Here is a 19,797-nt window from a genome sequence, read left to right as displayed (position 1 = left end):
ACCTTATTTTATAAGGGCCGTAAGTTGCCCAGGCCGCCGTCAATACCAATAATTTGCCCGGTAAGCCAGGCGCTGTGGTCGCTTAGTAAGAATTGAGTAGCCAAAGCAATATCATCGGGTGTGCCTATTTTGCCCAAAGGATGCCTTTTGGCCGATGCCTCGCGTTTTTCATCGGTACTTAACAGGTTTTTGGCAAGCGGTGTATCGGTTAGCGATGGGGCAATGGCGTTCACCCTTATCCTGCTGGCCGAAAGCTCTGCCGCGAGCGACAGCGTAAGGCCTTCTACTGCGCCTTTTGCAGCCGCTATACTGGCATGAAAAGGCATCCCGGCCTTAGCCGCTACCGAACTGTAGAGCACGATACTTGCACTACCGGCATTTTTTAATGCCTTAAGGTTAAGCCGGATAAGCTCTGCCGCGCCAACTACATTTAATTGGTAATCATTTAAAAAATCATCTTTTGTTAAGCGCTGAAAGGGCTTTAGGTTGATACTGCCTACCGAGTACACCAGGCCGTGTAAAATTTGCGGCAAACGGTCTTCAATTAAGCTTAGGTCGCCCAGAATGTCGGCTTGTATGTGGGTAACACCCTCGGGCCAGTCGGTTGATGTATTACGGGATATATTGAATATGTTTGCCCCCTGTATGGCAAGGTGTTTGATCAGCGCAAGGCCAATGCCGCTGCTACCGCCTGCTATAAGTATGTTTTTATCTTTTAAGCTCATATGATAAAGCCACAACAGTATAAAACATATTATGTGTTGTGGCTTTATAAATAAATTGGCTGTATTTGGCTTATTTATTATTGATGGCGGTGCAGTTTACGCAAATAGGCAAGCATTTCCCGGGGCCTGTCGGTTTGTATCATGGTAGCGCCGTGTGCTATGATCCAGTCCCAGCTATCGTTTATGTTATGTTCATCAACAGCGGTATCGTCATCATGCCCGCCATTTAGGCTGGCCCACAAGGAGTTGATCCAGATCTTTGATCCGTTTTTGTTGATGAACCCGTTATGGCTTAATACTGCCGACGAATCTTTTTTAAAGATCAGTTCAAAGGCAACCGGCTTTATTTGTTTTTGGTATTCGTTAATAACAGCTTTGGCTTCGGGTTTATCTAAGGATACTACCGGCATAAAAACAATACTATCCAGCAAGGTGGGGTATCGCTTTCTAACTTCTCTGTAGGTAGTTTCTGTTTTAAAAATGGCTTGGTTAAGGGTGCCGGTTTCTTTCAGCACTTTGTAGGCTTCATTATAATAATCGTAGCTTTTATCAAGGTTTACCAATACTTTACCTTTAGCCAGCAGCATTACCTCGCGCAGGGTTGGAATAGTATGATTGGTTACCCTGCCGAGCGCATTCTTCAGGCGGATCTTTTTAAGTTCTTCAAGCGTGTAATCAGCCGGCCGGCCTTTGCCGTTCGTGGTTCTGTCTATAGTTTGATCGTGCATAACCACTACTACGTTATCGCTGGTCATGTTCAGGTCTATCTCTATCACATCAACACCCATATCAATAGCGTACTGGTAGGCCAGCAGCGAATTTTCGGGCGCGTCGCGCCAATCGCCGCGATGGGCTGCAACCATAATGTTTTTATCGTTAGGGTTATGCAGCTGTTTAATCAGGCGGCTAAAAGGTGAATTTTGCTGGCCAAAAGCTACTGCTGTAGTTAACAGCAAGCCGGCTATAAGTGTGGTTGTAAGTTGTTTTTGCATTGCTTGTAAAGTTAATTTTAAAGGCCGGCCCTTGTGCGCCGGCCTTTTTGTGCTAACCAATTATTATTAATAGCCGGGGTTTTGCGGAAAAGTGGCCGGGTTGTTCATGGTATTTAATTCCGGTTGTGGTATAGGGTACAGGTACTGGTAGGGCTGTATGGTAAGTTTTGTTAAACCGGAGTTTTGTAAAGCGGCTATGGCGGTGTTGGTACGCACCAGGTCAAACCATCGTTGCAGTTCCAGCGGCATTTCCAGCCGGCGCTCCTGCAGTACGGCTGTTCTGAAACTTACCTGATCGGGCAGGCTAACAGCTGTATAAGGTATTGCCCCGGCTCTTAAACGTACGGCATTCAGGTAAATAAAGGCATCTTTAGTTATATCGCTGCTGTAGGCAACTTCGTTAAGCGCTTCGGCATACATCAGTAAAACATCGGCATACCTTAAAATAATATAATCGTTACCCAGTGTGTTGTTCGACGGATCAAAAGTGTCATAATACTTCTTAACGGGTTTGCTATTGGCATTAAGTGTTACCGTATTTAACAGATCGCGGCGGGCATCTGTAGAACCGTATGCACCCAGTAAAAGCGGATCTATAGCCGGCTGGTTAAAATAGCCTGCCAAGGCATGGCCCTGCCCAACTAATGTTTTATCATATCGTACCGCAAAAATAATTTCGGCGTTCATTTTATTGGTTACGCTAAACACGTCGGCCACGTTAGGCAATAAGCTATACTTGTAAATATTTGTTGCCGGCGGCACCAGGGATGCCAAGGTGCTTACCACCTGCGGATATTTTTTTTCGGTAAGATAAACCTTGCCTAACAATGCTTTAGCAGCCCCTGCAGTAGCGCGGCCAATATCTGTTTTAGCGGTATAACCTGCAGGTAGCTGGGCAATGGCCTGGTTAAGGTCGGCCTCTATAGCTGTATAGATCTCCTGCACCGGTGTTCTGCTGAGTTTTTTGGCTTCGTCTGCCGTAATGGTTTTTAAAACCAGCGGCGCGGCGCCCCAAAGGCGTACTATATTAAAGTAATGTAGCGCACGTAAAAACCGTACTTCGCCTTCGTACTGGTTTTTAAGGCCTGCATCGGTAACCAGGCCGGTATGCTCTAATACGTTATTGCAGCGTGCTACAGCATTATATAAAGCTAAGTATGCATCATTTATTGCGGTATTATCGGCCTTGGCCAAAAAACGATCGATGTTAAATTCGCGGCCAACGTTACCGCCCGGGTTTTGATCTTCTACGTTATCACCGCGTGTTTCCATCATGGTGATAAAGCGGTCCTGGTACATGTTGGAGCTTTGTAGCGTGGCATAGCAGGAGGTAACTGCGTTGGTTACATCCTGTGATGTTTTAAAAAAGCTGGCATCGGTAACCTGCGATTGCGGTGTAAGGTTTATAAATTCTTTGGTACACGACAGGAGCAGGATGCTGCTTATGGAAAGTGTAAAAAATATCTTTTTCATTTTTTTTGTAGCTGTAAGGGTTAAAACTTAAGATTGATGCCCAGTAAAAACGTTTTCGACAAGGGGTACGATCCGTAATCAACACCGGGGGTTAGAGGGCTGTTGTTGGCGCTGATGGGGTTATTACCCGTATCGTTGCTTACCTCGGGGTTGTAGCCGTTATATTTGGTAAAAGTGAAAAGGTTTTGGCCGGTAACATATAACCTTAAACTACTGATGCCTGCTTTTTTAACCATTTGCTGCGGCAGGGTTACACCTAAGGTGATATCCCTGATCCTGAGGTAAGATCCATCTGATAAGTGGTAAGTAGAGATTTGGGCATTTAAACCGGTTTGGCTGCGATTGGCGCGCGGTACGTTACCGTTACCCGGCTGTGCAGGCGAAATATACCGGTTATTATAAATATCGGGCGATGAATTGCCGTAACCTTCTACAGAACTGTAGTGCCTTTGGCCGATGTTGGCCACCTTGTTACCGTATAAACCCTGTGCGGCTACGCCCAGGTCTATAGCGCCGTATTGTAGCTGGGTAGAAAAACCATAAGTAAACTCAGGCATGTAATTCCCGGTGATGGTTTTATCGTTCCCGTCAATAATATTATCGCCGTTAATATCCTTATATTTAAAATCTCCGGGTTTTGCCCCCGGCACTTTGGCCTTGGTGGCATCAATATCAGCCTGGTCTTTAAAAACACCATCGGTAACCAGCGTAAAATAATTGCCAATTGGCTTGCCTACCTGCGTAATAAAATAAATCGTGTTTTCTGCCTGGGTAATAATGGAGTTTACCCCACCCAGATCAATCACCTTGTTGATGTTTTTAGAAATGTTAGCGCTGTTAGAGATTTTTAACTTACCTATCTGGTTGCTGCTGCTCAGGGTTACTTCAAAACCCTTATTATTTACCTTGCCAACATTGATAAGGTTTGTGCTGTAACCGGTACTTTGCGGTACAGGCACATTGAGCAGCAAATTGGTGGTGTTATTATTGTAAATATCAATGGTAGCTGTAATAGCATCATTAAACAGGCCTATATCGGTACCTATATTAACGGCGGCTGTTTTTTCCCAGCCCAGGTTGGGGTTGCTGGCGGTAGATTGGTACAAGCCTGTAGCCAAACCGGTGCTGCCTACCGGTCCAAACACGTAATTGGCAGGCGAATAGGCAGCCAGGTAAGAGTAGTTACCGATCTGGAAATTACCGGTGACACCGTAGCTTGCCCTTAATTTAAATGAACTGATAACCTTGCTGCTTTTCATGAAATCCTCGTCGCTGATGATCCAGCCGGCAGATGCCGATGGGAAATAACCATATTTATTACTGGCCCCAAACCTGGAAGAACCATCACGGCGAATAGCGCCCGAAAGTAAATAACGGCCCTTGTAGCTGTACTGCACACGGCTTAAAGCCGATAGTAACGACCATTCTTGTATAGCAGAGGTAAACCCGGTGATTGTAGTTGCGCCATTAAGCGTTTGCACAATATCTGTAGGATACCCCGTTGCCGAGATATTGCTTGATGTGCTGCGCTCTTTTTGGGCGGTATAGCCCAACAGGGCTTTTATGTTGTTGTTGCCAAAGGTTTTGCTGTACGACAGCGTATTTTCTGCCAGCCAGTTGGTTATTCCGGATGTGATGTAGCTGCCTACCGGGGTAGAAGGGGTTAACCTGGTTACCGGGTTGGGCAGGGTAGACGGCCTGTAGGTGCTGCGATTGTAATCGCTGATATCAGTACCGAAGGATATTTTGTACTTCAGGTCCTTTAGTATCTCATACTCTGCAAAAACATTGGCTAAAAGCTTTTTTTCGTAGGTACGGTCTACTTTTGATTGGGCAAGTGCAACGGGGTTCAATACGCCGGGTTGAGAGTACTGCCATTTGTACTGATCGTAGTTATAAGAGCCATCGCTGTTATAAACCGGGAAGAACGGCGATGCTACCAACGCCGCCGATATGATGTTTTCGGAATTGTCGTTAAACCGCCCTTCTGTAGGCAGATAATCATAAATGCCGTACGCATAATTGATGCGGGTACCTAAGCGCAAATGGTTGTAATGTGCATCAAGATTAACGCGGCCGGTATATTTTTTATAACCGGAGTTGATGACCACGCCATCCTGATTAAGGTAATTACCGGATATGTAATAATTCATTTTATCACCGCCGCCACCTACCGAAAACGTGTGGCTTTGCATGGGTGCCTTACGAAAGATCTGGTCCTGCCAGTCGATATTAGTTAAGCCAGGCTGCTTGTTCAGATAAGGAAAGATCTCTGGCGGGATCAGGTAAGCCAGGCTGGTGTTGGTTGCAGCTGCGCCCAGTTTGCTTAAGCGTGTGGCATTATCATCCGTTGCGTTGCCCGTAAGGCCTTTGCTTGCCAAAAAATCAAAATAAGTATTGTTGTGGGCATTATAAATCAAATCGGCATACCCGTAAGCATCCAGCCGGGGCAGTTTTTTGGTTACCGACTGGATACCGTAATAACTGTTTAAGCTGATCACCGGTTTTTCTTTAGTGCCCTTTTTTGTAGTGATGATCACTACACCGTTAGAGCCGCGCGAGCCATATATGGCAGCTGCCGATGCATCTTTCAATACATCAATGCTTTCTATATCGTTAACGTTAATGGCATTTAGCGGGTTTACTTTAAAGCCCGGCCCGTTTACATCGTTATCAGATAAAGGCACGCCATCAATTACGTAGAGCGGGTCGCTGCCGGATGTTACGCTGCCGCGGCCCCTTATGGCAATGGCTATACCTGCACCGGGCGCACCTGCCGGTTGTAAAACCTGCACACCCGCCAGTTTACCGGTTAGCGCTTTATCAAGGCCGGTAGAAGGGAAGTTGTTGATTTGCCCGGCATTAAGCGATGCTACAGAAGTGGTAAGGTCTTTTTTATTTTGTGTACCATAGCCAACCACCACCACATCTTTTAACTGATTGGTTGAGGGCAGCAGAGTTATATTTAAGGTAGTTTGCCCGTTAATGGCTTTTTCCAGCCTTTCAAAACCTACAAAATAAAATACCAGGGTATTGTTGGCATCTGTTGTAATACGGTACCGGCCTTCGGCGTCGGCTATAGTTGCTTTACTGTTATCCTCCTTTACACTAATGGTAACACCCGGTAGCGGCAGGCCTTTATCATCAATAATTTTACCGCTGATATTTACAGGTGCTGCCTTTTCTACGGGTTTTGGCTCGGGCAGCCTATTTATCAAAATATTATCTCCCAGTTGTTTAAACGTTAAATTGTTGGGCAATAATAATTCTTTCAGTACCTGTTCAACCGGGCGTTCTTTTACCGATAGCTTTTTTACCAGTTGCGCTTTTACATGGCTGCTGGGATAAACGAAATGAAAAGTTGTTAATTTTTCTATTCTGTTGAGTACGCTGGTAAGCGGTTCGTTTTTAGCATCGATGCTGATTTTTACCTCTTTTAATGTTTGTGCATCGCTGTTATGGGCTAATAATGTTAAGGTGCTTAAGCACACCGTTATCATAACAATTAATGAAATTTTCATTATTTGGAGCAGGGGTTTAAGGATATGAGTAGGGGAAGCTTCATTCAGGTTATTGCAATACAATACCTTTGCATTTCTTTGTAAAAGAAATTTCATAAATTTGATTGATTTTAAATGTTTAATCGCTAATAGTTAAAGTCACTCTAAAACCGTTTTGTCTCGACCACAAAGCGGTTTTGTTTTTTTAAAGCCTGGCTTTAAAAATTAATTTTTTGGTTTCAGTTTATCATTTGCTCATTTATTAACCGGGGTTTATTGATTGCACGCATTTCCGGAAAGTGTAACTGTTTTGTTATGATCATTTATATTGTACTTAATATTGCCCAGTGTTGTTAATATGCCCAGCAATTGGTTAAGCTGTATCTTATTATTAAAACTGGCAGTGTAGCGGCAGGTAGTTAGCTTGCTGTTAGCAAAAATAAACCGGTAACCATACCAGCGCGTTAGCCGGCGGGTTATATCTGTTAATGACTGATCGGTGAACTGTAATTTACCCGTGGTCCAGGCGGTAAGCGCATCTGCATTAACGCTGTATAAGCGGCTGTGGCCGGTAGTTGTGTTATAACTAATCTGTTTGCCCGGTGTAATTAAGCCCAGTACTGTTTTTTCGTGCGCAACCTGTACTTTACCCCGCACCACAGTTACCGTATTATCGTCAGCATTGGGGTAAGACGAAACCGAGAAAGCCGTGCCCAACACGGTTGTTGTAAGCTTGTTGGTATGTACAATAAAAGGCCGGGCAGCATCGTGCTTTACATCAAAAAAGCCCTCCCCGTTAAGGTAAACATCCCTGGTGGCGGCAGATGCGTTTTCAGGGTATTTTAAAGTACTGCCGGCGTTTAGTAAAACAACAGAACTATCGGCAAGAATGATCTGCAGAGTGTGGCCTGTGCCGGCGGTTATTTGTTTGTAAACTATTTTTTGCGGGGCATTCAACTGCCGGTAAAGCATTACAGCGGCTGTAATAAATATTAGCAGGGTAGCAGCAATACGCATAGGCGTAGCCAGCCTTTTATATAAACTTCTGGTGGTTTTTGTATTGGCCTGTTGCCTGGCTAAAGCAATATTGTTTTGAATGACCTGCAGGGACCGCCCTGCCGACTGGCTGATCTTGTCGGCATCGCCGTGGTAAAATTCGGGCAAGCTGCGTTCCATCGAGTTGTAATATTGCTCAACAAGTGCTGCTTCTTCGGGGGTACATTTGCCCTGCAGGTATTTCTCAATTAATATCTCCCACTTATCGTTGTGCATTTATCTGCGGTTTTACAAGCTGTATTGCACAACAGGCATATTACCGCCATTAAAAAATGAAATATATTTATGTTAATATTAACTTAATATATATATAACTTAGTGCAACCAATTACTTAACGGCGTATCTCTAAGTTTGCGCCAACTTATTTTTTTACTATTAGCAAGCTCAATACATATACTGATAATGCTCTTTTATGCCTTATAGCGCAAGAGGATGAGGCGGCATTTGCCACTTTATACTTCCGTTATTATGAAACGCTGGCCCGCTGTGCCTACAAACGCCTGCAGAATGAAACCGTTGTTGAAGAGCTGGTGCAGGATGTTTTTTTAAATCTGTGGATAAAGGCAGCAGAACTGGATACCTTGGGGAATGTAAAAGCTTATTTGTTTGCTACTCTTAAAAATAAGGTGCTGCACGAGTTAAGGGCTTGTATGGTTGTTGCCCGGCATTCCCGGATAATTGCACAGGAAACCACCATCTATGCTACAGATATGGCTGAATTAATGCACAGCCGCCAGATTGAACAGCAATTTGAATTGATAGTAGCCGAACTGCCGCCCCAGTGCAGAGAAGCCTTTAAACTAAGCAGGGTTGATAATTTATCCTATAAATCTATTGCCCAAAAAATGAATATTTCTGTAAACACGGTAGAAAAGCACGTGGGCAAAGCCCTCGGAATTTTGCGCCGTAAGTTTAAAGAATATGATTTGATTATATTTGCCCTGTTCGCGGTTATCCGTTACTTATTCATTTAACAGGAAATTGCCATGCATAAAGGCAATAAACAAAATCTTTCTTATAAGATTTGCCCGGTATGCAAGCGGCCTTTTACCTGGCGTAAAAAATGGGCCAAATGTTGGGACGATGTCAAATATTGCAGCGAACGGTGCAAAAAAAATAAATAATTACCATTTTTGTAATTGGTCTAAATAAGTTTAGATTAGGTGTTCATATGAGTGAAAAAGTTATATTGGTTTGGTTTAGGAACGACTTGCGCATACACGATAATGAAATATTATCTGAGGCTGTGCGCAGGGCTGATAAAATATTACCCGTATATATCTTTGATCCGTTTTACTTTAAAACCAGTGCCGGCGGTGCCTTAAAAACTGGTAGTTTCCGCGCCAGGTTCCTGTTAGAAGCTGTTGCCGACCTGCGTAAAAACCTGCAGGCCTTTGGCGCCGAACTGCTGCTGCGCACCGGCGACCCAGCCGAAGTGCTTACCCAATTGGCCGATGAATACCATGTAAGCGAAGTTTACCACCATCGCGAGGTAGCGCCTGATGAAACTGATGCATCTGAAAGAGTGGAGGCCGCGCTCTGGAAAATGAAGCTTAACCTGAAACACTTCATCGGGCATACCATGTACCACAAGGAGGACCTGCCATTCCCGATAAAGGATATCCCCGACAGCTTTGTAACGTTTAAAAAGAAGGTTGAACGCGACAGTACAGTTAGGCCTGGCGTTGCCGGCCCCGATCACATTATTACCCCTGATATTACCGATGCCGGCGAACTGCCCACACTTGCAGATTTGGGCATCCCCCAGCCGGTAGATGACGTACGCGCAACCGAAAAATTTGTTGGCGGCGAAACTACAGCATTAAAACAATTGCACCTGTACCTGGAAAACTGCTTGCCAAACAACCAGGGTAAAAATGTGCGTGGTGCATTATGCAGCGCATCTGGTTTAAGCCCCTGGCTGGCAGTAGGCTGTATATCGCCGAGGCAGGTTTACTGGGAGGTTGTAAATTACCTTAAGGATAATCATTTGGCCAATACCGACCCGATAATGCTGGAATTGCTTTGGCGCGATTATTTCCGGTTTATGTTTAAAAAACACGGGCAAAAGTTCTTCCGGTCCGAAGGGTTCGGTGATGCGCCTGATATGGCCGCCAATCAGGATGAACTTTTTGACCAATGGAAGAACGGCGAAACAGGTGTGCCTTACATAGATGCGGCTATGCACCAGCTTAACGCAACCGGCTACATTACCAATTATAGCCGGCAGGCAGTTGCCACCTATCTTACTAAAGACCTGCAAGTAGACTGGACCAAAGGCGCCCTGTATTTTGAAGAAAAGCTGATAGATTACTCGCCGGCAAGTAACTGGGGTAACTGGGCCTTTGTGGCAGGCGTGGGTAACGATACTAAAAGCAACCGCTTTTTCAGCGCTGCTAAACCTACCGATCAATTAGATACCAAAAGCGATTTTATAGCCACGTGGCTGCCTGCCGCAAAAAACAGGGATGGCGAGCCTGCTGTTACTTTGTAAACAGGTAAAAAAAATATCTACACATCCATCAACGGGGATTTTTCCTTATATTGGTATTTACCTCCCTGTATTTATTGGGTTTTGCTTGAAAGTTAACTACTGCTACAAGAATATTATGTATAGTTAAAATACTATTATATATTAACCTATAGTGTAGTTATATTTGAAATATAAACCTAAAGATATACATCTTAACAGCCGATTAATATTTGCCTGCTTTAATGGGATTAACTTTTAGCATAGAATGCTTTACTGTATGCAGGTGAATTTTTAACCTGTTTAAATGGTAATACTATTTTAAAAGATGCAGAAGTAATTGGTTGGGCGCCAGGCTGATAATTATATTGTATATCTTATATAGTTGATTGAACTAACCAATTATAAACATATACATATTATCATGAAAAATTTAAGGCTACTTTTTATGGCAGCGTTTTGCTGCTTTGCTATTATTTCGTGTAAAAAAACCGAGCAGGCAACTACACCGGTAAACAATGAAAACGGTACCGCAGTTGCACCTTTGCGCCTGAAAGTGAATGCGGCACCAAGCGGCTCACCAGTGGCGCGTTACGGGCAACTCTCGGTATCAGGCAGGTATCTTAAAAACGCGGCTAACAATACCATCAGCTTAAGAGGGCAAAGTATGGGCTGGAGCAGCTGGTGGCCGCAATACTGGAACGCTAATGTAGTAAACTGGCTAACAGATGATTTTAAGATAGATGTAGTAAGGGCATCAATGGGTGTGGATGTAACGCCCGGTTATTTAAACGACCAAACCAATCAGTTGAATTTATTAAAAGCGGTTGTAAATGCAGCCATTGCCAAAGGTACCTATGTAATTATCGACTGGCATTGCGAAGCCTTTCATCAAACAGAAGCGGTTGCCTTTTTTAAATCGATGGCGCAGCAGTATGGTAACAACCCACATGTAATATATGAGATACTGAACGAACCTAACAACACCCAAACCTGGCCCCAGGTAAAATCATATGCGCAAGCCGTTATTGCAGGCATCAGGCAATATGATCCGGATAACATCATTATTGTGGGTTGCCCAAACTGGGACCAAAAGATACGTGATGTGGCCGATTCTCCTTTAACCGGTTACTCAAACATTATGTACACCGTGCACTATTATGCAGCTACCCACGGCCAGTGGCTGCGTGATGATTGCGCTTATGCTATCAGTAAAAACATCCCGATATTTGTAACGGAAAGTAACGGCTCAGAAGCATCTGGCAGCGGGCATCTTGATTATACACAATGGGAAGCCTGGTTCAGCTTTTTAGAAACCAACAAGATCAGCTGGATCAACTGGTCGGTTTCTGATAAATCCGGCGAACTTTGTTCTATCCTGGTGCCTGGTGCACCGGTAAACGGCGGCTGGAGCTCTGCACAGCTTACCGAAACCGGGAACTACATTCGGGGTAAATTACGCGGGTATGCGGGCAGCAGCAGCACCGGTATTGTTTCGGGTAAAACGTATCGTATTACGCCGGTGCATAGCGGCAAATCGCTTGATGTTTCCGGCTCTTCTACGGCCGATGGGGCAGTTGTGCAGCAATGGCAGTATGGCGGGGCAACCAATCAGCAATTTATTATAACTGATGTTGGCGGCGGATATTATCGTATTTCGCCGGCAAGTGCCTCTGCAAAGGCATTTGATGTAAGCGGTGCATCAACGGCTAACGGTGCAGCTATAGTTCAATGGGCCTATGGGGGTAACAGTAACCAAAAATGGCAAATAGTAGCCAACGGCAGCAGCTACAATATCAAATCGGCCCTTAGTGGCAAATGCCTCGATGTAAATGCCGCGTCTACAGCAAACGGGGCTGCCTTAAACCAATATACCTGCAGCTTAAGTTCAACCAATCAACAGTTTACTTTAACACAGCTTAACTGATAATCATCTTAATTTATATCACATTTAAACAGGCCTGCTTACAAATTTAGCAAGGCCTGTTTTTATTTTCACTTAATTTATAGCAAGCTGCGCTATGGCAAGCAATGCTGTATAAAGGGATAAACATGATGCTATATTTTTCTATTCGTACTTAAAACATACCGTATGGTTTCTTTTATAAAAATTATAGAAAAGTAATTGCATATTATTTCAGCATTTGAATGTATTATGCTTAATTTTGTTGCGTTTACAACAATGGTTTCTCATGGATCGCCTAAATTATATAAACAGCGCAAACGCTGACTACATCAACTCTTTATACGAAGCTTATCAGCAAGACCCAGAGTCTGTTGATTATGGCTGGCAGAAATTTTTTGAAGGATTTCTGTTTGGCCAGGATAACCAGGCGGCTGCAGGTACTGCGCCTGCCGAAACATCCGAGCATTTCATTAAAGAGATCAATGTGCTGAATATGATAAATGGTTACCGTTCGCGCGGCCATTTATTCACCAAAACCAATCCTGTACGCGAGCGCCGCAAGTATTTTCCGGGTAAAGAGCTGGAAACCTTTGGCCTTACCGAGGCAGATATGGAAACCGTATTCAATGCAGGTGTTGAAGTTGGTTTAGGCCCCGCCAAACTAAAAGATATCCGCCAGTTGCTTGAGCAAACCTATTGCCAGTCTATTGGTGCAGAATATACCTACATCCGTAATCCTATCAAACTAAAATGGTTTGAGGACAGGATGGAGAAAAAGCGCAACACCCCATCTTTTACAGCCGATGAAAAAAAGCAGATCCTGGGGAAACTGAACGAAGCCGTTACTTTTGAGAATTTTTTGGGTACTAAATTTCTGGGCCAAAAGCGGTTTTCGTTAGAAGGTGCCGAAGCATTGATCCCGGCCCTTGATTCGGTTATCAAAAAGGGTTCGGAACTGGGTATCGAAGAGTTTATCATCGGTATGGCGCACCGTGGCCGTTTAAACGTGCTTACCAACATCATGGAGAAAACTTACAAAGAAGTGTTCTCTGAATTTGAAGGTAAAAACTTCGATGCATCATCTCCATTTGGCGGCGATGTAAAGTATCACCTGGGCTATTCAACAGATATCCAAACCAAACAAGGCAAAAAGGTACACTTAAGCCTTTGTCCTAACCCTTCGCACCTGGAAGCGGTTGACCCGGTTGTAGAAGGTATCACCCGCGCAAAAATTGATTTTAAATACAGCAGCGATCATTCTAAGATCGCCCCGATATTAATTCATGGCGATGCATCCGTAGCAGGCCAGGGCATTGTTTACGAGGTATTGCAGATGGAAAAACTGGACGGTTACAGCACCGGCGGTACCATCCACCTGGTTATCAACAATCAAATCGGTTTCACCACCAATTATAAAGATGCCCGTTCAAGTACTTATTGTACAGATGTGGCCAAAACGGTGCTTTCGCCGGTTTTCCACGTAAATGGCGACGATGTTGAGGCATTGGTTTATGTAATTAACCTGGCTATGGAATATCGCCAGGTGTTTAACGAGGATGTGTTTATTGATATACTTTGTTACCGCCGCTATGGCCACAACGAGGCGGATGAGCCTAAATTTACCCAGCCGGTATTATACAAGGCCATTGAGGCACATGCCAACCCTTTACAGATCTACAGCAAAAAACTAATCACCGAAGGTACGGTTGACGATAAATTTGTAAAGGAGCTGGAAAAAAGTTTCCGTGCCGAATTGCAGGGCATGCTTGATGAAGCAAAGGCTGCCGACAGGTTTACAGATACCATCCCGATGTTTGAAGGCGCCTGGAAAGGCCTGCACCTGGCAAATCATAAAGAATTTATTAGTACGCCGGATACCTCTGTAAGCGAAGAGACCATCAGCGAGATAGGCAATGCCATTACTACGCTTCCAAAAGATAAAGCATTCTTTAAAAAGATAGAAAAGCTGTTTGAAGACCGTAACGCCATGGTTAACAAAACACAAATGTTTGATTGGGCAATGGGCGAATTACTTGCCTACGGTACACTGTTAAAAGACGGTTTCCCGGTAAGGTTAAGCGGTGAGGATGTTAAACGCGGTACCTTCTCTCACCGCCATGCGGTATTAACGCTGGTTGATTCTGAAGACGAGTTTACACCGTTGGAAACCATCGATACACAAGCCAAATTAAGCATATTCAACTCCCTGCTTTCAGAGTACGGTGTTTTAGGTTTTGAATATGGTTACGCCCTGGCCAACCCCAATGCCTTAACCATTTGGGAAGCCCAGTTTGGCGATTTCTTTAACGGTGCACAGATCATTGTAGACCAGTATATTGCCAGCGCCGAAACAAAATGGCAGCGTGGTAACGGTTTGGTGATGTTGTTGCCGCACGGTTACGAAGGGCAGGGCCCCGAGCATTCATCGGCACGTGTAGAGCGCTTTTTAGAGCTTTGCGCGGATGATAATATCCAGGTGGCCAACTGTACTACGCCGGCAAACTTCTTTCATATCTTAAGAAGGCAAATGCACCGCAGTTTCCGCAAGCCGCTCATTATTTTTACACCAAAAAGTTTACTGCGCAGCCCTAACTGCGTATCGCCACTGGCAGATTTTACCAACGGTAAATTCCACGAAACGATTGACGATAACTACGCCGACCCTAAAAAGGTTAAACGTGTACTGCTTTGTACCGGTAAAGTTTATTACGACCTGTACGAAAAGCAGCAGGCAGATAAGCGCAAGGATGTTGCCATTATCCGTGTAGAGCAATTGTACCCAACGCCAATACAGCAAATTTTAAAGCTTAAGGCCAAATATGAAAAAGCTACCGAGTTTTTCTGGGTACAGGAAGAGCCCGAGAATATGGGTGCATGGCCATACATTTGCCGTAAATTCCATAACGACAGGGTGTTGAACCTGAATGTTATATCGCGTTTAGAGGGTAGCAGCACAGCTACAGGTTTTGCCAAGCAGCATGCCGCGCAGCAATTGCACATCGTATCTAAAGCGTTTGAAGCACCTGCAGGTAAAGCAGTTAAGGAAACCATCAAAAAAACAACAGAAAAAATGGCTAACGCGGGTGCGGATTGATAAGAGTTAAGAGTTTAAAGTAGAAAGTTAAAAGGGTTTGCCGATCACTTTATCTACTTTCAACCTTTAACTTTATACTTTCAACTAATAAAAACTTACAACTACTAAAATATGAGTTTAGAAATAAAAGTTCCGCCGGTAGGCGAATCCATTACCGAAGTAACCTTATCAGCCTGGAAAAAAAAGGATGGCGACCAGGTAGAAATGGACGAAGTGATAGCCGAACTGGAATCAGACAAGGCGACTTTTGAGCTTACTGCCGAAAAGGCCGGAACTTTAAAAACTGCCGCTGCCGAAGGCGATGTATTAGCCATTGGCGCTATTGTAGCTACCATTGAAGAAGGTGGCGCACCTGCGGCCAAAGCCGAAAGCGCGCCTGCCGCTGCACCGGCTACTGCCAAAACAGAAGAGCCCGGCACTGCTGTTAGCCCGGAAGTACCTGCTAATGGTTACGCACCTGCCCCGGATCAGAGCGGTTCATCATCTTTAGAAATTAAAGTACCACCTGTGGGCGAATCTATCACCGAGGTTACTTTATCGCGTTGGATGAAGAAGGATGGCGATGCGGTTGAAATGGATGAGGCTATTGCCGAGCTGGAATCAGACAAGGCAACCTTTGAACTTACTGCCGAAAAAGCAGGCGTACTTAAAACGATAGCCCGGGAAGGCGATACCCTTGCCATTGGCGCAGTAGTTTGTACCATTGAAGGTGGCGGCGCCGCTGCTCCTGCCGCTGCAACGCCGGTTACCCCTGCAGTTGCAGATATAGTGAACGAATCACCACAAGCCGCTCCGTCAAAAGGTACAACTTATGCATCGGGCACACCATCACCTGCTGCTGCAAAAATATTGGCCGAAAAAGGTGTTGCTGCTACAGCCGTTAGCGGTACAGGTGTTGATGGCCGCATTACCAAAGGCGATGCCCTTAACGCGCAGGCAGAAAGCCAAAAGCCACAAGCAGAAAGCCAAAAACCTGCTGCACCGCAAACCCCTCAATCAGAAACGGGGGCAAGAAGCGACCGCAGGGAAAAAATGTCGTCGTTACGTAAAACGGTTGCCAAACGTTTGGTAGCTGTTAAAAATGAAACGGCCATGTTAACCACCTTTAACGAGGTGGATATGGCGCCGATAATGGAAGTGCGCAGCAAGTACAAAGACAAGTTTAAAGAGAAACACGGCGTTGGCTTAGGCTTTATGTCGTTTTTTACCAAAGCAGTTACCGAGGCACTGAAAGAGTGGCCGGCAGTTGGCGCACGCATAGAAGGCGAAGAGGTGGTTTACAGCAATTTTGCTGATATCTCTATCGCAGTATCTGCTCCAAAAGGTTTGGTGGTTCCGGTTATCCGCAATGCGGAAAGCATGAGCCTTGCCGAAATTGAAAAAGCTATTGTAGTGTTAGCCGGTAAAGCGCGCGAAAATAAATTAACAATTAACGAAATGACCGGCGGCACGTTTACCATCACCAACGGTGGTGTGTTTGGTTCTATGATGTCTACCCCCATCATCAACTCGCCGCAATCGGCTATATTGGGTATGCACAATATTATTGAGCGCCCTGTAGCCGTAAACGGGCAAGTGGTTATCCGCCCGATGATGTACCTGGCCCTGTCATATGATCACCGTATCATTGACGGCCGCGAATCGGTAAGCTTCCTGGTGCGTGTTAAACAACTGCTGGAAGACCCAACAAGATTACTGTTAGGCGTATAATAAAAAGATTTTTAAAGATCAAAGGAAACCCGGTTATGCCGGGTTTTTTTGTTGACGCAATTTGCTGCTTTCATCAAAACAAAAAAAGGGGTGCCCGGCTGAACCGGGCACCCCTTTGCTATCAAAAGCAGTGTGCTTAAGGCATGATACGCTCCAGCTTTACACTCTCTGGCGAGGTAAGCATCAACGGTACTTTCTCTACTGTTACAAAGCTCAGGTCGAGGCCAAAGTTGCGCTCTTCCGAAAGGCTTATTTTTTTCAGCTGGGTATAAAAGAACATGATCACCTTCTCGTAGAATGAAAGATTGTGCGAGCGGGATAATACCTTTTCTATCACCACAAACCTAAAGTCGCCCACAATTTTGTGCTTGTTTAATGATTTATAGGTACTGGTGATATCTACTTCTCCATTCTTTACCAGATCTTCAACCACCTTTCGAAAAAGCAGGTTTATCTGCTGCTCTACCCTAAAACCAAGCTTAAAGTCGATACGGATGAGTTTACCCGGTACCAAAAAATCAACCTCATACTCGCTTTTGTAAGGCTCATCCACCACATCCACATGTACCAGCCAATAAACATCGGCACGTTTGGGTTGCTTTTGCAATATAGAATATATGATCTTCGATTCGACCTCTGAATTAAAATTAGCGCTGGTTAGATACACCAGTTGCGAAGCATATTTGGGTACGCTTTCATCCTCGCTCATTTCTTTAATGATGCTGAAATAATCGTCTATCTCGATAAATTTAACATACCGGTTTTTGATCTTGCGGGCGTTGTGCCAGGTCCACATGATGATGAACAGCACCAAGCCTATAGATAGCGTAAACCAGCCGCCATGTATAAATTTAACCAGGTTACCCAATAAAAAGGTACCCTCGATAACCAGATAAACCAATAGGAATGTACCGATAATATAGGCCGGTACCTTTTTACGCTGCAGGAATTTAGATACCAGTATAGTGGTCATTAACATGGCTACGGTAATGCTTAAGCCATAGGCTGCCTCCATCTTTGCCGAGTGCTTAAACAACACCACCACACCAATACAGCCAGCGCAAAGCAGCCAGTTTACGCTTGGCACATACAGCTGCCCTTTCTGCTCGGACGGGTAATTGATACGCACCTTGGGCCACAAGTTAAGCCTAACCGCTTCTGCTATCAGCGTAAACGAGCCTGATATTAAGGCCTGGCTGGCAATAACCGCCGCAATGGTGGCTATACCTATCCCAAATATCAGGAACCAATCGGGCATAATTTTGTAGAAGGGGTTATTCATATTCAGGTTGATCACCTGGCCTTCGCGCTGTAAAAGCCATGCTGCCTGGCCCAGGTAATTCAATACCAAACAAGCCTTAACATAGATCCAGCTGATGCGGATGTTATCCCTGCCGCAGTGGCCCAGATCGGAATATAAAGCCTCGGCACCTGTAGTACACAAAAAAACAGCCCCTAATATAATAAAGGCATTATAATCTGATGTAAGCAGCTGGTAAGCATAATAAGGGTTTAAAGCCTTTACAATAGATGGCATCTGTATAATGTACGAGAAGCCTAAAACGCCCATCATGGTAAACCAAATGAACATAATTGGCCCAAAAGCTTTGCCCACCAGTGATGTACCAAACTGCTGAATAATAAATAAGCCGGCTATAATAGCTATTACAATTTGTACCGTAGGTAAATGCGGGTAATAGGTTTGCAAACCCTCAATGGCCGACGATATGGTGATAGGCGGTGTAATTATCCCATCGGCAAGCAGCGCGCAGCCGCCTATAACGGCAGGTACAATAAGCCACTTTGCCTTGCGGCGCACCAGAGAGAATAAGGAAAATATGCCGCCCTCGCCCTTATTATCTGCCCGCAGGGTGATAATAACATATTTAAGCGTGGTTTGCAGGGTTAGCGTCCAAAAAATAAGGGATACACCTCCCAATACCAAAGCTTGCGAAATAGGTTGTGAATTGCTGGAATGTTCTGAGCCAATAATGGCTTTAAACACGTATAAAGGTGATGTACCTATATCACCGTAGATAATTCCTAAGCTAATTAGCAGCCCAGCGGCTGATAGTTTCTGCAGATCTTTATGGTTTGACACTATGCTTTAAAAAGATACAAAACTATTAAAAAAAACCATTACAACTTAAACTATAATCAATCGTATAAGTCTATCGTACATATCAACTAACAAAAGCGCATTTTGTTAAAATTTGTTAAAACTATTTATTTATTCATAACATTATCAATTGATGAGCGCTTTATTTATATTTTTGCAAAGAATAAAATAATATGGTTCGAAAATCTACTTATCTTAATTCCTGGTTCACTGTAATTGCAATCGCAATCGCGGTGAATTTTGCGCTTGCAAAGGGAGTTAATGCACAAAAAAGTGATACTTCGTACCTGCGCAGCGCTAAAGGCAAAACAAGTAAAACATCTTACCTTAAAAATGGCCTGCACCTGGCCTTGCCGCCATTAAAACCGGCAGCCGTATCCAGCGCCAAGATCAACCTTGCCCGCCCCGATGATAAACTGTTAACCAATGTGCAGGTTTTCCCTATCCCGGTTACCGATGTTATCAACGTAAAATATACGCTGTCGCGCAATGCTTATGTAAATGTTAAGTTGATGGATTTTTTGGGTAATGAGGTGCTTACCCTTTTATCGCAGCGTGTAGAATTTGGCGACCAAAGCATTAGTTACACTGTAACCAACAAATTAGCACGCGGCTTTTATTTTTTACGGATAACCGTTGGTAACGAATCTGTAAACAAAAGGATCCCGATAGTGCTGTAGTATTGCGATAGTATCGAATTTCTTTCTCCTTCAACATTCGATATTCAACATTCACTGTTTGATATTAATTC

At 44.3% G+C, this 19,797-nt stretch carries 13 protein-coding genes; 7 read left to right on the top strand and 6 right to left on the bottom strand.

The genetic code is table 11. The features are described 5' to 3' along the window. Nucleotides 1-8 precede the first annotated feature (8 nt). The 5 genes from E2R65_RS04325 to E2R65_RS04305 form a co-directional block, all read right to left on the bottom strand. The gene (locus tag E2R65_RS04325) at nt 9-725 is read right to left on the bottom strand and encodes an SDR family NAD(P)-dependent oxidoreductase (RefSeq protein WP_134335235.1); all 717 of its coding nucleotides are present in this window, start codon (nt 723-725) and stop codon (nt 9-11) included. 77 nt (nt 726-802) lie between these two features. Then, nucleotides 803-1,717 carry a glycerophosphodiester phosphodiesterase family protein gene (locus E2R65_RS04320; protein ID WP_134335234.1) on the bottom strand — a complete coding sequence of 305 codons (915 nt, stop codon included), beginning with the start codon at nt 1,715-1,717 and terminating at the stop codon, nt 803-805. Nucleotides 1,718-1,783: 66 nt separating this feature from the next. Beyond that, on the bottom strand, nt 1,784-3,190 hold the full coding sequence (locus E2R65_RS04315; protein WP_134335233.1) for a RagB/SusD family nutrient uptake outer membrane protein: 1,407 nt from the start codon (nt 3,188-3,190) through the stop codon (nt 1,784-1,786). A gap of 20 nt (nt 3,191-3,210) precedes the next feature. Next, the gene (locus E2R65_RS04310) at nt 3,211-6,711 is read right to left on the bottom strand and encodes a SusC/RagA family TonB-linked outer membrane protein (protein ID WP_204986271.1); all 3,501 of its coding nucleotides are present in this window, start codon (nt 6,709-6,711) and stop codon (nt 3,211-3,213) included. 252 nt (nt 6,712-6,963) lie between these two features. Continuing rightward, nucleotides 6,964-7,962 carry a FecR family protein gene (locus E2R65_RS04305; protein WP_134335232.1) on the bottom strand — a complete coding sequence of 333 codons (999 nt, stop codon included), beginning with the start codon at nt 7,960-7,962 and terminating at the stop codon, nt 6,964-6,966. A gap of 126 nt (nt 7,963-8,088) precedes the next feature. On the opposite strand from E2R65_RS04305, the gene E2R65_RS04300 reads away from it, so the two are divergent. From E2R65_RS04300 to odhB, 6 genes are all read left to right on the top strand, one after another. Continuing rightward, nucleotides 8,089-8,721, top strand: a complete 633-nt coding sequence (locus E2R65_RS04300) for an RNA polymerase sigma factor (protein WP_134335231.1) — start codon at nt 8,089-8,091, stop codon at nt 8,719-8,721. 12 nt (nt 8,722-8,733) lie between these two features. Next, nucleotides 8,734-8,871 carry a DUF2256 domain-containing protein gene (locus E2R65_RS04295; protein ID WP_134335230.1) on the top strand — a complete coding sequence of 46 codons (138 nt, stop codon included), beginning with the start codon at nt 8,734-8,736 and terminating at the stop codon, nt 8,869-8,871. A 47-nt stretch (nt 8,872-8,918) separates the two neighbouring features. After that, the gene (locus E2R65_RS04290; protein WP_134335229.1) at nt 8,919-10,241 is read left to right on the top strand and encodes a DASH family cryptochrome; all 1,323 of its coding nucleotides are present in this window, start codon (nt 8,919-8,921) and stop codon (nt 10,239-10,241) included. Nucleotides 10,242-10,641: 400 nt separating this feature from the next. Continuing rightward, a complete protein-coding gene (locus tag E2R65_RS04285; protein WP_134335228.1) occupies nt 10,642-12,144 on the top strand; it encodes a cellulase family glycosylhydrolase in 1,503 nt (500 codons plus the stop codon). Nucleotides 12,145-12,409: 265 nt separating this feature from the next. Then, nucleotides 12,410-15,217, top strand: a complete 2,808-nt coding sequence (locus tag E2R65_RS04280) for a 2-oxoglutarate dehydrogenase E1 component (RefSeq protein ID WP_134335227.1) — start codon at nt 12,410-12,412, stop codon at nt 15,215-15,217. A gap of 111 nt (nt 15,218-15,328) precedes the next feature. Then, complete coding sequence (odhB, locus tag E2R65_RS04275) at nt 15,329-16,927, top strand: 2-oxoglutarate dehydrogenase complex dihydrolipoyllysine-residue succinyltransferase (RefSeq protein ID WP_134335226.1); 1,599 nt, start codon at nt 15,329-15,331, stop codon at nt 16,925-16,927. 136 nt (nt 16,928-17,063) lie between these two features. Here odhB and E2R65_RS04270 read toward each other — a convergent pair whose 3' ends face one another. Next, the gene (locus E2R65_RS04270) at nt 17,064-19,028 is read right to left on the bottom strand and encodes a KUP/HAK/KT family potassium transporter (RefSeq protein ID WP_134335225.1); all 1,965 of its coding nucleotides are present in this window, start codon (nt 19,026-19,028) and stop codon (nt 17,064-17,066) included. 191 nt (nt 19,029-19,219) lie between these two features. On the opposite strand from E2R65_RS04270, the gene E2R65_RS04265 reads away from it, so the two are divergent. Further along, entirely contained in the window at nt 19,220-19,726 is a 507-nt protein-coding gene (locus tag E2R65_RS04265; protein ID WP_134335224.1) for a T9SS type A sorting domain-containing protein, read from the top strand. Nucleotides 19,727-19,797 lie beyond the last annotated feature (71 nt).

The sequence above is a fragment of the Mucilaginibacter phyllosphaerae genome (genome assembly GCF_004378255.1).
GTDB lineage: Bacteria > Bacteroidota > Bacteroidia > Sphingobacteriales > Sphingobacteriaceae > Mucilaginibacter > Mucilaginibacter phyllosphaerae.
The sequence above is the reverse complement of the archived record's forward strand: the minus strand, read 5'-3'. Positions and strand labels throughout refer to the sequence as shown.